The organism is Streptococcus oralis subsp. dentisani, assembly GCF_002096615.1.
In the GTDB taxonomy this organism is placed as follows: domain Bacteria; phylum Bacillota; class Bacilli; order Lactobacillales; family Streptococcaceae; genus Streptococcus; species Streptococcus oralis_U.
Map to the genome: position 1 here is coordinate 59,012 of NZ_NCUX01000031.1, position 13,804 is coordinate 72,815.

The 13,804-nt window shown below is 41.1% G+C and carries 9 protein-coding genes; 8 read left to right on the top strand and 1 reads right to left on the bottom strand.

Annotated elements, in window-relative coordinates; all coding sequences use genetic code 11:
* Genes B7708_RS04600 through B7708_RS04615 form a run of 4 tightly spaced genes read left to right on the top strand, consistent with a single transcriptional unit; the run spans position 1 to position 3,220 of the window.
* A complete protein-coding gene (locus tag B7708_RS04600; protein ID WP_084974074.1) occupies positions 1-789 on the top strand; it encodes a lantibiotic ABC transporter permease in 789 nt (262 codons plus the stop codon).
* Positions 789-1,511 carry a lantibiotic ABC transporter permease gene (locus tag B7708_RS04605; RefSeq protein WP_084974076.1) on the top strand — a complete coding sequence of 241 codons (723 nt, stop codon included), beginning with the start codon at positions 789-791 and terminating at the stop codon, positions 1,509-1,511. The genes B7708_RS04600 and B7708_RS04605 overlap by 1 nt, the downstream gene beginning before the upstream one ends.
* Before the next feature lie 12 nt (positions 1,512-1,523).
* Complete coding sequence (locus B7708_RS04610) at positions 1,524-2,222, top strand: response regulator transcription factor (RefSeq protein ID WP_084974078.1); 699 nt, start codon at positions 1,524-1,526, stop codon at positions 2,220-2,222.
* Positions 2,189-3,220 carry a sensor histidine kinase gene (locus B7708_RS04615; RefSeq protein ID WP_084974080.1) on the top strand — a complete coding sequence of 344 codons (1,032 nt, stop codon included), beginning with the start codon at positions 2,189-2,191 and terminating at the stop codon, positions 3,218-3,220. Before B7708_RS04610 ends, B7708_RS04615 begins: the two co-directional genes overlap by 34 nt.
* Before the next feature lie 132 nt (positions 3,221-3,352).
* Here the strand turns inward: B7708_RS04615 and B7708_RS04620 are convergent, their stop codons facing one another.
* Positions 3,353-4,837 (bottom strand): DUF1846 domain-containing protein, encoded by a 1,485-nt coding sequence (locus B7708_RS04620; protein WP_084974082.1) that lies wholly within the window; start codon positions 4,835-4,837, stop codon positions 3,353-3,355.
* Between the two features lie 152 nt (positions 4,838-4,989).
* Here B7708_RS04620 and B7708_RS04625 point away from each other — a divergent pair, with 152 nt between their 5' ends.
* The 4 genes from B7708_RS04625 to B7708_RS04640 all read left to right on the top strand — a co-directional run bounded on the left by B7708_RS04625 (position 4,990) and on the right by B7708_RS04640 (position 13,677).
* Entirely contained in the window at positions 4,990-6,600 is a 1,611-nt protein-coding gene (locus B7708_RS04625; protein ID WP_084974084.1) for a glycoside hydrolase family 13 protein, read from the top strand.
* 168 nt (positions 6,601-6,768) lie between these two features.
* Entirely contained in the window at positions 6,769-8,736 is a 1,968-nt protein-coding gene (locus B7708_RS04630; RefSeq protein ID WP_084974086.1) for a peptide ABC transporter substrate-binding protein, read from the top strand.
* Between the two features lie 805 nt (positions 8,737-9,541).
* Complete coding sequence (locus B7708_RS04635) at positions 9,542-11,248, top strand: CAP domain-containing protein (RefSeq protein WP_084974088.1); 1,707 nt, start codon at positions 9,542-9,544, stop codon at positions 11,246-11,248.
* Between the two features lie 467 nt (positions 11,249-11,715).
* Positions 11,716-13,677: a peptide ABC transporter substrate-binding protein gene (locus B7708_RS04640; RefSeq protein WP_084974090.1), complete on the top strand. Its 1,962-nt coding sequence runs from the start codon at positions 11,716-11,718 to the stop codon at positions 13,675-13,677.
* Positions 13,678-13,804: the final 127 nt, after the last annotated feature.

Sequence of the window (13,804 nt, forward strand, 5' to 3'; positions counted from 1 at the left end):
ATGAAAGAAACGATGTCCTTATTGCATTCAGAATGGTTGAAAATTTGCTCAACCAAGGCTTTCAGAGTGAGTATGGCCTTCATGCTGCTATTGGTGCCTGCTGTATCCTGGCTGGAGGGTCGACAGTATTTGTCTATTGGCTTGGATGCCACACCTGAGACGGTTCCCGGTCTGGCAGAAGCCATTGATCCGCTGGAATATCTGGGTCTCAACGGTGCCTCTATGGCGGGCATGGTTTTGGTCATTTTAGCTGGAATTTTGGGAGCTATGGAATTTCAGTCTCATAGCTTGAGAACCAGCCTCTTGTCCTGTAATAACCGCCTGAAGCTGCTTGTGGGGAAACTTATGACCTTTACTTGCTTTTCTCTTGCCAGTAGCTTTTTATCAATTTACTTTAGTTATATAGTCATGCACATGGCTTTAGGAAAGGAAGGGCTTGATCCGATTCTGCTCAATCAGGCAGCTTGGAGTCTGATTTTGTGGAAAATCTTATCTCTGACCTTATTGGGAATCCTTTCATTTTTGTTAGGTTTATTGGCTCGGACCATGTTAATTCCTCTGCTTTTTCTCGTACCCCAAATCTATAATCTGGGAAACTACCTGGCAGCTCACACGAGTTGGGGAGCTTATCTGCCACAGCCAGCTGGAGAGTTGTTTGTGGCAACGCCAACTTCCCAATATGCCAACAATCCCTTGCAAGGACTATTGATACTAGGCGCATGGTTACTAGTCGTCGGCGGCATGACCTCTCTGCGCTTTTTGAAGACGGATTTAGGAGGGCGCTACTGATGATAAAAGCTCTGCTTAAAAGTGAATGGATTAAGTTCCGTTCTTACTATCTCGCTCTTGGTGCAGCCTTGGTGGCTCTGGTAGCTGTTCCATTTTTTCTAATGAATCTTGACTATAGTCAGACAGCAGTTGGCCAGACGAAGGCTCTGAGCGAGGCTTTGCATGCCCTCTATCTGGCGCAGCCTGTCATCGTCATCTTTACTTCGCTCTATTTTGCTCAGGAGTTTGTCCAGTCAGGGATACGAACGAATTTTCTAACCGTATCAAATAGAAAGGCTTGGTTGGCTGGGAAATTCCTTTTTCTGGTCTTGCTGCTCTTGGTTCTCTACAGTATCATGGTAGGCAGCTGTTTTTTTGTTATGCTGGCTCGTTTTGATCTAGACTTTAGCTGGTCCTTGCTGGGGAAATTCCTTTATTACAGTTCTTTTGGTCTGCTCAGCAATCTTTTTCTGGCTTTTTTAGCAGCTGGACTCGCTTTGCTATTTCAATCTTGGGTTGTGCCGGTGTCGGTGCTCTTTCCTCTCTTGATTGGTCTCAGCCGTTTATTAGCAACTTTCATCAAAGAAGCAAAATACCTGCCTGATCTGGCTACGCTAAATCTTTTTGAGTATGAAGGGCTTCAGCACTCAATAGATTTATCAGGGCTGGGAATACAGCTGTTATGGTTAGCTTTGGTTTGGAGCTCTGCTATATTCTTAACCTTGAAGCGAGATGTTCGCTAGAGGTATGCTATAATGGAAAATATGAGACAGTATCGTATTTTGGTAGTTGATGATGACCGGAGCATTTTGAAGCTGGTGAAAAACGTCCTAGAGCTCGATGCTTATGATGTGACGACGCTTGATCGGATAGAAGACCTAGAGCTGACGCATTTTGTCGGATATGACTTGATTCTGCTGGATGTGATGATGGAGCCTGTTAATGGTTTTGAGTTGTGTTCCTACATTCGTCCTCATCTTTCGTGTCCAATCATCTTTCTGACGGCTAAGGAATTGGAGGCGGACAAGGTGGAAGGGCTCTTTCGCGGAGCAGATGACTATGTTGTCAAGCCTTTTGGAACCAAAGAATTGCTGGCGCGTGTCAGAGCTCATCTTCGGCGGGAGGAAAGGCGGAAGGAGCGATATTCTGAAATTGCTTCTTGTCAATTTTATCCAGAGCGCTATGAAGTTGCCTGTTTTGGTAAAATCTTGAAGTTTTCAGAGCGAGAGTTTACGTTGCTGCATTTACTAGCTAGCAATCCCAAGCAGACCTTTTCAGCTGAACGCCTGCATACCTTGCTTTACCCAGAAAGTTCAGAAACACAGCTTCGCTCTATCTCAGAATACGTATATCAGATTCGTCAAAAATGTAAACAAGAAGGGCTGCAAGCAATCGCAACAGTGAGAGGAGTAGGCTATAGATGGCAATTAGAACCCGAAATTTCAAAAGCCTAGTCTGGACAACCAGTTTAAAAATCGTCTTTTTCCATGTTTTAATTTTTGTGCTTATAGGTTATGAATTTACACAAGGCAGCGATTATGCCCTTTTCACCTTGTTCTTTTGGGCAGGGAGCTTGCTGCTGATTACTTTTTATCATATTTTAAAATTGCTCCGAAAAATCGACAGGGAAATAAAAATGCTAACGAGCGAGAAGCTTTTAGAAGAAAATCAAAGCCAGCTTTTTCGAATTGAGGAAATGCTAGAAGTTTATAGCGATTTACGGAGCAGCCGCCAAGAAAATGCTCGTCTTCTAGAAAAAGAGCAACGGCATAATCAGGAGTTGATTTTACAGTTATCAGCGACATCGCACGATTTGAAGACGCCCCTAACTGTGATTAAGGGGAATGCTGAGCTCTTGGAATTGGCGCAGTTGGGCCAGCCTCAGGCAGACTATGCTGCTGAGATTTTGCAGGCTAGTCACAAGATGGAAGAGTATTGTGGTTCTTTGATTGATTACGCTAAGACTTTTCAGATTGATTCTAATCAGTTTAGTCAGCTTTCCTTGGGGAGCTTTTTGGCTTCTCTACAGGACGATTGGGCACTTTTCAGCAAACAGGAAAGCTATTGTTTTTATCTCCAAGAAGATTGTGATCTTAGTCTGATTTTGTCGATTCACTTGGACTATCTCAAGCGCGCTTTGCTTAATATTTTACTGAATGCTCTTGAACATGCTAATCAGGATCAAAAGGAAGTCAAGCTGACGGTATCAGTGCAGCAGGACCAGTTGGTTTTTGCTATCTGGAACAATGGCCCTGCATTTTCGGAGGAGATGCTACTGGGAGCAGACCAACTCTTTTACCAGAGTGACCAAAGCCGCAATTCGGCTAATCCCCATCATGGAATCGGCTTAGCCTTTTCTAAGCAGGTCGCTCTCTTGCATGCTGGTCGTCTGACCCTGCTCAATCCAGACCAAGGAGGAGCCTGTGTCGAGTTGGCAATTTCATTGAAATAAATGAGGATAGAAAAATCATAAAAACGCATAATACCAAGTCTTTTGAACACTTGTTATTATGCGTTTTATCTTTTATCATGTAAATATCTACTGGCTTTTTCCTCAAATTGAGTTTTGTCCAGCCTCGTTTAATTACTTCCGATACAAGCGATCGTATTGGTAGTAAGGGTCAAAGGTTACGTTGATACCTAGCTTGCGAAGGACGTTCTTGTCTTCGTCTGTCAAGATGATGGTTGAGTGGGCTTCGCTTCCTTTGAGGTTGCCAAGTTCCTTCATTGCGCGCGCAGCATCAGGATTTTCCATAGCTGTGATGGCAAGTGCAATCAAAATTTCATTTGAATGGAGGCGAGGATTGCGACTACCTAGGTGATCGATTTTAAGACCTTGAATTGGTTTGACGACTTCAGGCTCGATTAGTTTCACTTCCTTAGCGATGTCAGCTGATTTTTTGATGGCATTGATCAAGGCAGCAGCTGTAGGACCAAAGAGCTCTGAGTTTTTACCAGTGACAATGTCGCCAGATGGCAATTCAAGAGCTAGGGCAGGGCCACCAGTTTCTTCAGCTTTTTGACGTGCAGCAACAGCAACCTTGCGGTCTGCAGGTGTGATACCGAGATCGTTCATGAGAAGTTCAATCTTCTTGACAGCAGTTTCTCCGACTTTTTCAGCTTTGAAATCAAGTACAGTCTGATAGTAACGGCGAATGATTTCTTGTTTAGAAGCTTCGATAGCAGCTTCATTATCTGTAATAGCAAAACCAACCATGTTGACACCCATGTCTGTCGGTGAAGCGTATGGAGATTCACCGAGAATGCGTTCCAGCATACGTTTGAGCACTGGGAAAATTTCGATGTCACGGTTGTAGTTGACAGTGGTTTCTCCGTAGGTTTGGAGATGGAAGGGGTCAATCATGTTGACATCATCAAGGTCTGCTGTGGCGGCCTCGTAGGCCAAGTTGACTGGATGATGAAGGGGCAGGTTCCAGACAGGGAAGGTTTCAAATTTAGCGTAACCAGACTTGATGCCGTTGATTTGGTCGTGGTACATATTGGACATACAAGTTGCCAATTTTCCAGAACCAGGTCCAGGAGCGGTTACGACGATCAAGTTGCGACTGGTTTTGATGTAGTCGTTTTTCCCCATTCCTTCAGGTGAAATGATGTGATCCATATCCGTCGGATATCCTTTGATTGGATAATGAAGATAAGAATCAATTCCATTTTTCTTGAGCTGGTTTCGGAAGGCATCTGCAGCGGGTTGTCCTGCGTATTGTGTGATGACAACTGAGCCAACAAAAATTCCCAGCTCATTGAATTTGTCAATCAAACGAAGAACTTCTTGGTCATAAGAAATGCCTAGGTCGCCACGCGCTTTGGAATGCTCGATATTGCTAGCGTTAATGGCGATCACAACTTCAACTTGCTCTTTCAATTCTTGCAAGAGCTTGATTTTATTGTCAGGCTCATAACCAGGAAGGACTCGAGCAGCGTGGAAATCTTCTAACATTTTGCCACCAAACTCCAAGTAGAGCTTGCCGTCAAATTGGTTAATGCGCTCCAAAATGTGGTCGCGCTGTAGATTCAAATATTGTTCAGAACTAAAAGCTTGTTTTTTCATTTTTTTACCTCTGACCTCTATTATAATAAAAAATTGGAAGATAGGAAACTACGGAGTCAAAAAAGAAATCAAAAAGATTAGGCAAACGCTTGCACTAAGTTTAAAAAAGCGCTATCATAGACTATAGATTATTAAAATAATGAGGTAAACAGATGCAAGAAAAATGGTGGCACAATGCCGTGGTCTATCAAGTCTATCCAAAGAGTTTTATGGATAGCAACGGAGATGGGATTGGTGATTTGCCAGGAATTACTAGTAAGTTAGACTATCTAGCTAAGCTAGGGATTACAGCGATTTGGCTTTCTCCCGTTTATGACAGTCCGATGGATGATAATGGCTATGATATTGCCGATTATCAAGCGATTGCAGCTATTTTCGGGAACATGGAGGACATGGACCAACTCATCGCAGAAGCTAAGAAGCGTGATATTCGTATCATCATGGACTTGGTGGTCAATCATACCTCGGATGAGCATGCTTGGTTTGTTGAGGCCTGTGAAAATCCTGATAGCCCTGAGCGCGACTACTATATCTGGCGGGATGAGCCTAATGATTTGGAGTCTATCTTTAGTGGGTCTGCTTGGGAATACGATGAAAAGTCGGGTCAATGCTATCTTCACTTTTTCAGCAAGAAACAGCCTGATCTCAACTGGGAGAATGAAAAACTTCGCCAGAAAATTTATGAGATGATGAACTTCTGGATTGATAAAGGAATTGGTGGTTTCCGTATGGATGTCATTGATATGATTGGCAAGATTCCTGACGAGAAGGTAGTTAATAATGGTCCTATGCTCCATCCCTATCTCAAGGAAATGAATCAGGCGACTTTTGGGGATAAAGATCTCTTGACGGTAGGAGAAACTTGGGGGGCAACGCCAGAAATTGCCAAGCTTTACTCTAATCCAAAGGAACAAGAGTTGTCTATGGTCTTCCAGTTTGAACACATCTGTCTTCAGTATCAGGAAGGGCAACCTAAGTGGCACTATCAAAAAGAGCTGAATATCAGTAAGTTAAAAGAAATCTTCAACAAATGGCAGACAGAGTTAGGAGTTGAAGACGGTTGGAATTCCCTCTTCTGGAACAACCATGACCTCCCTCGTATCGTCTCTATCTGGGGAAATGATCAAGAATACCGCGAAAAATCTGCCAAAGCCTTTGCGATTTTGCTTCATCTCATGAGAGGAACACCTTATATTTACCAAGGTGAGGAGATTGGGATGACCAACTATCCATTTGAAACACTGGACCAAGTAGAAGATATTGAATCCCTCAACTATGCGCGTGAGGCTCTTGAAAAAGGCGTTCCGATTGAAGAAATCATGGACAGCATCCGTGTCATCGGTCGTGACAATGCCCGTACTCCGATGCAATGGGATGAGAACGAAAACGCTGGCTTCTCAACAGGTCAACCTTGGTTGGCAGTTAATCCAAACTATCAAGCAATCAATGTTCAAGAAGCACTGGCAAATCCGGATTCTATTTTCTATACCTATCAGAAACTGGTTCAGATCCGTAAGGAAAATAGCTGGCTGATTCGCGCTGATTTTGAATTGCTTGATACAGCTGACAAGGTCTTTGCCTATATCCGCAAGGACGGTGACCGTCGCTTCCTAGTCGTGGCTAACTTGTCCAATGAAAAACAAAACTTTTCAGTAGAAGGAAAAGTTAAATTTGTCTTGATTGAAAACACTACTGCTAAAGAAGCAGTTGAGAAACAGACCTTGGCTCCATGGGATGCCTTCTGTGTGGAAATGACTGACTAAAATGAGAGAACCTCAAGCTTCAAAAGCTTGAGGTTTTTTACTAAAAATTGTATAGAAAAATCTTTAAAAAATATTTGTTAGAATTTTCTAAAAAATTATCCGAAAGCCCTTGCTTTTATGAAAAAATAGGGTATAATGGTGAAAACACTATCTTTAAGGAGATTACTTATGAGATCGAAAAAGTGGCTCTTAGGAGCAGGTGCTGTCTTGAGTGCAGCACTTCTGTTAACCGCTTGTGGGCAAAGTGAAAAAAAGGCTGATGCTCCCAAGACATTTTCTTATGTCTATGCAATAGATCCATCATCTTTGGACTACAGCGTGACGAGCAAGAGCTCAACTTCTGACGTTATAGCCAACGTTGTCGATGGCCTCTTGGAAAACGATAAATACGGGAACTTGATTCCTTCGCTTGCAGAAGACTGGTCCGTTTCTAAAGATGGCTTGACCTATACCTACAAACTTCGTAAGGGTGTGAAATGGTATACTTCTGAGGGAGAAGAGTATGCTGAAGTCAAGGCTCAGGACTTTGTTACGGGTCTGAAACACGCAGCTGACGGTAAATCAGACGGCCTCTCTCTCCTTCAAGATTCTATCAAAGGTTTGGCTGCCTACATTAGTGGTGAAAGCAATGACTTTTCTACTGTAGGAGTCAAAGCTGTTGACGATTACACGGTTGAATATACGCTTAACAAACCAGAAAGCTTCTGGAACTCTAAAGTCACAACTGCAACCATGCTTCCAGTTAATGAAGAATTCTTGAATTCTAAAGGGAGCGACTACGGTGCACCAACACCATCAAGTATTCTTTATAACGGTCCTTATTTCTTGAAATCATTGACTTCAAAATCAGTCATTGAATATGAAAAGAATCCGAACTACTGGGATAAGGACAATGTTAAGATTGACAACATTAAACTAACTTTCTACGATGGATCTGACCAAGAATCTTTGATTCGTAGTTTTACGCAGGGTGCTTATACAACAGCTCGTCTCTTCCCAACAAGCTCAAATTTTGAGTCAACTAAAAAAGAGTACGGCGATAAGATTGTCTACAGTCCACAAGAAGCGACAAGCTACTACCTCACTGTTAACGTAAACCGCCAGTCTTACAATAAAACAGCTAAAACAGACGAAGCTCAAAAAACATCAACAAAAGAAGCTCTTCTTAATAAGAACTTCCGTCAGGCGCTGAACTTTGCCCTTGACCGTCATTCTTACACTGCTCAGTTGAATGGTGAAGAAGGTGCGGACAAAATTATCCGTAACAGCCTAGTGCCTCATGACTACGTTCAAGTAGGTGAAAAGACCTTTGGAGAGTTGGCTCAGGCAGAGCTGGTTTCTTACGGGGACCAGTGGAAAGATGTAGCCCTTACTGATGGTAAGGATACGCTTTACAGTCCTGAAAAAGCTAAGGCAGCCTTTGCGAAGGCTAAGGCAGAATTGCAGGCTAAGGGTGTGACCTTCCCAATCCGTTTGGATGTTCCAGTTGAACAGACCGATGTGATTGCCGTTCAACAGACTAACTCACTCAAGCAGTCTATCGAATCAACACTTGGTACGGAGAATGTCATTGTCGATGTCCTTCAAATGACCGATAATGAAAAAATGAGCATTACATCTCAAGCTAAGGTTCCATCCCAAAAAGACTATGACTTGAATGGAACTGGTTGGGGACCAGACTATCAAGACCCAGCTACCTACCTAAACATTCTTGATGCTAAGAAGGGTTCTGCCCTTAAACACTTGGGTATCACCCGTGGGAAAGACCCAGAAGTGATGGCTCAAGTTGGTCTAGACGAATACAAGAAACTCTTGGATGATGCCGCAGCTGAAACAAGCGATCTCAATAAGCGTTATGAGAAATATGCTAAAGCTCAAGCCTGGGTGTCTGATAGCTCGCTCTTGATCCCAGTTGCCTCTTCAGGTGGTTCTCCAACTGTTAGCCGTACTGTGCCATTCACAAAAGCATACTCTCAAGTCGGAATCAAGGGAGACCCGTTTGTATTCAAAGGTTTGGAGCTGCAAAAGAATGTCGTGACTACAAAAGAATACGAAGAAGCTCTCAAGAAATGGCAGAAAGAAAAAATTGAAACAAATGCCAAATACCAAAAAGAGCTAGAAAAGCACGTTAAATAATGTATAAGAAAGGAAGTTGCAGAAAGTCTGTACTTCCTTTTTATGATTTTGAGACATTATTCATCGAAAAACTAGGCACTTTAATTGTATTTCTGATGAGCTAAAAATTTCTCAGTTTTGAAAGTGAAAAAGCAAGAATCACCAGATAGTATGTGTTGTTTTAAATTTTCTGATGATCTCCATGGCTCAGAACATGATTTCAGAAAGATGGAGAGAGCCAGATTCAAAATGAAAGTCATTGAGTTTTTGAATGACAATTGAAGTTGAAATGAAAAACTGATAAGCAGGTCACGGATATAAAAGTTTTTTTAATTAGCTTTTGAACGGTTATAACACTTAAACTGATGCTTTTTGAAAATAATTATAGTTGTTTCTGTCATCTATAGATTATTCTATCTCTTCATTTGTGTTTTACAAACAAGGTAAGAAGAAATTTCAAAAAACGAACTTTAATATTTATACAACAAATCAGTTTAAGTATATTTATACAATATAAATGAATTTGAAATAATTTTTAAGTGAGCGTCTAGCATTTTATAGTTTTAGGCTTAAAACTATAAAATGCTTATTTTAACAAGTAAAACTACTGTTTTTTAAAAATAATAGTAACTATGTTATTTTTTTGATTTTAAATTATGATAGTGCTATAATTGTTATTGAACGCAATAAATATAAAAAAGTGTTCAATAAATCCAATTTATATTTTATAAAATATATTCCTTGTTTATAGTCCGAAAAACGAATAGTGCACAAAAGTTTTCCGAACGTTATGACCAACGGTTCTTTTTTGGAGGTTTAATTTAAAATGAATAGAAAATATGGTCTTTTGGCGGGAGCGGCTCTGGCAACAGCAGTTGCAGTTTCAGCTTCTGTAACACCAACGGTTCATGCGGATAATCGTTGGGATTCCCGTCATAGTTGGGACTATGATTTTGATGATTGGGATTATAGTTATAATTATTGGAATCGAAACAACTACCGACAGCCAGATAGCGGTCGCTATTTCTACTGGAATGGTAGCTACTACTACCGTATGAGTGATGGTAGTTACTATATTTACCGTGATGGTGAGTGGAAACCATTGACAAACAATCGTGACAACGATTCTTCAACTAACAACTTAGTAAATGATAGCCACTATCGTTACGAGAATGGCTACCATTACTATGTATTAGAAAATGGGGATTATTACTACTACCAAAATGGTCGTTGGGTGTTTGTCAAGAAATCTGCGGATAATAACAAAGAGTTGGAGTTAGAAAATCCAGGTACGGTGGAGCTTCCAGAGAATCCCCCATTCAATGGAGCTGATGAGGAATTTAAACCTTTTGATTCAGGCACTATTGAATTTCCAGAGGCTCCGTCTTACGGAGGAGCGGATGGCGAATATGCTCCTTTTGATTTGGGAACGATCGAACTTCCAGAAAATCCACCATTCAATGGAGCAGATGGTGAGTTGGATCCTTTTACACCGAAACCAGATAATTCAACCAATCCCTCTGGTCCAGAGACCCCAGGTTTGATAACAACAGATGAGCCGAGTGAAAATCAGATTCCTCCGTATGTTGAAAAACCAGCACCAGGTTTAGAGCACTTATTATGGGCTCCAGATGGAAGTAAACCCAAATTAGTCATTCCGCCAGGAAAACCAGGTGATAAGATCCTGGAGGATGATCCAAAGTATGCATTTGATGGTACTAATCACTATTACTATGTTGAATCAAACGCCGAAGTTACAGGTTACACAGCTTACTGGAAGTGGACGGGGGATGCGTGGAAGTTGCATGGGATGACAGATCCAACAGATCCGGCATTGGATCCGAACTTGCACTCAAATCCCGTAGATGATGAGTATAGCTATAGCGATCAAAACTCTAGCGTGAAATTGTATTCGACTAATTTAGTCGAAACTGCCAAAGCAGGACAAGCGCTTCCTTTCCAAAATGTCGAGGAATTCAAAAACTATGTGATCGAAAAACTAAATCCTAAGTTTTTAGATAACGCGGGTTGGGATGCAAAGGTCACTTGGGAAATTGAAGATGAGGATATCTTTGAGAAAACCAAAAATGATCCTTGGGCTAGAGATTATGTTTTAGTCGCCAACCTCAAGAGTGGAGTGGATGAAGAAAAATACCGCGATGTAGAATTTGGTTATGTGAAATTTGTCTTCCGCGTTGCTGCGACGGATGATACGAATTATTACTATATGGAAAAGGCCAAAGAAGCATTCGCTGGGATCAATGAAATTCGTAAAGAACAAGGTTTGAAAGAATTGACTTGGTCAGATGAGATTTATCAAAATCAAGCTCTACCAAAAGCAAACCAAATCTCTCGCCAATACGATAGCTCAGGTTTTGTTGGTCGTCGTGACCAAGATGCAGCTACTGTTGTCAAGAAATGGGCAAATGGCGGTTTGAGAGAATTGCTTTTGGATCCAAATGCGACAGAAGGAGCTGTAGCAGCAGTAGTTAGTGGAAACGGGGACTATTACTGGGCTTACAATTATAAATAAAATAAATTTCTAACTCTATCAAGCTCTGTGTTAATTGTAGCGGATTGATGTCAGTTAAGATTTGGAGAGGACAGTCGCTGTCCTCTCTGTTTTTATATTCAGAGAGACGAAGAACTGTTTCTTAAACTTATAAAAGTCACAGAAATCAAAGGAATAGCGTTTGGTGACTTTTTATAGTTTTACATTAGAATTAGGCGATCGAAGATGTTGCTAATCTTAATTTTATCTTTTAGGAAGGTTTGAAAAGGGGGATGTCTTGGATTTTATTTTCCATCAGTCCAAAAAGATTCTCGAGAACCAAACTAGGTTACCTCTCCATTTTTTACACACTCAGTGGCTAATTTTATTCTAGAGCTGTCAATGCTAGTGTAGGTTAATCATTTGCTGGAAAAACATAAACTTTACAATTTGGGATGGATTTGATAGAATATGTTTATGTTACAAGAAGTGACATAAAGGAGTGAATGATGATCAAACTGAAAAAAAGACTAATCGGGACAGGTCTTGTCTTAGCGACAGGGATTTTGCTCTCTGCATGTGGACAGTCCAACACAGATACTAGCACTTATTCATCAACATTTAGTGCGAATCCAACAACTTTTAACTATCTCCTAGATTATTATGCAGATAACACTGCCGTTATTACCAATCTTGTAGATGGTTTGTTAGAAAATGACAGCTATGGGAACCTCGTACCTGCTCTTGCAGAGGATTGGTCTGTTTCATCAGATGGTTTGACCTATACCTACAAGCTTAGAAAAGATGCCAAGTGGTATACGGCTGATGGTGAGGAATACGCTTCAGTCAAAGCTCAGGATTTTGTCACTGGGATCAAATATGCCGCGGACAACAAGGGACAAGCCATGGATCTGATCCAAAATTCAATCAAGGGATTGAATGACTATGTGACGGGTGTGATCAATGACTTTTCAACTGTCGGTGTCAAAGCCTTGGATGATTACACAGTCGAGTACACTTTGACACGGGCAGAACCTTATTGGAACTCAAAAACAACCAATAGTATCCTTTTCCCGGTCAACGAAGAATTCTTGAAATCAAAGGATAAAGATTTTGGGACCTTGACGCCAGACAGTATCCTTTATAATGGTCCATATCTGTTAAAAGATTTCACATCAAAATCTTCAATCGAATATGTGAAGAATTCACACTACTATGACCATGATAAAGTGACCATTGAAAAAGTTAAGTTAGCCTATTTTGATGGGTCAGATCAAGAGATGACGATTCGAAACTTTGAAAGTGGTGCTTACTCACTTGCGGGAGTCTATCCAAATAGCTCGAGCTATGCCAAGACGAAAGAAAAATACCAAGACAATATCGTTTATAGCTTGCAGGACAAGACTTCTTGGTACTTCAATTTTAACGTTAACCGTAAAGCCTATAACCATACTGCAAAAACATCAGATCAACAAAAGAACTCAACGCAAACAGCGATTTTAAATAAAAACTTCCGTCAGGCGCTTAACTTTGCTATCGATCGTACGACCTACTCTGCCCAATCTAATGGAGAAGAAGCGGCAAGTAAGACCCTTCGAAATACCCTTGTTCCCCCTACTTTTGTGCAGGTAGGCGACAAGAGCTTTGGAGAAGTAACAGCTTCTAAACTTGTGAACTACGGAGCAGAATGGTCAGGAATCAACTTGGCGGATGCCCAAGACGGTTACTTCAACAAGGAAAAAGCCCAAGCCAAATTTGCGGAAGCTAAAAAAGAATTGGAAGCCCAAGGCGTGACCTTCCCTATTCATTTGGATGTCTCAGTTGATCAAACCAATAAAAATGCAGTTTCTGGTATGAACTCGGTTAAACAAACCCTTGAAACAGTAATAGGTTCTGACAACATCGTCATTGATGTTCAACAACTTTCGACGGATGACTTTGGGAATGTTGCCTTCCTAGCACCCAATCCAGCAGCTCGTGACTACGACCTAAACTTCGATGGTTGGGTTGGTGATTACCAAGATCCGTCAACTTATCTAGACCCATTCAATGCCGAAGATGGCTTCTATCTCAAGATTTTTGGCCTAGATGCTAAGGAAGACCAAGAACTGATCAAGAGTCTAGGATTAGATACCTATACAAAACTTCTAAAAGAAGCAGATGCTGAGAATCAAGATGTCGCTAAGCGTTATGAAAAATACGCTGAAGCTCAAGCTTGGATGATTGACAATTCTCTAGTCATGTCTGCTATGTCAAATGGTGGTACGGCCTCTGTAACCAAAGTAACTCCATTCACACGTGCCTACTCTCTAGTGGGAATAAAAGGCGATGGAAATAACTACAAGTATATGAGACTGCAAAAAGATCCTGTTACCAAGAAACAATTTGATGAAGCCAAGACTAAGTGGGAAGAAGAGAGTAAAAAGGCTATCGAAAAGAGCCAAAAAGAATTTGAAAATCATATCAAATAAAAAGTTAAATAAGGTCTCTTGCAAGGGACCTTATTTTTGTTTGCTCAAGGTCCTAAATAATGAAAGCGGTCACTTCAAAATATAGCTAAGAAAAAAGGAATGAAAACGCTGAGAATTGTGGGAATGA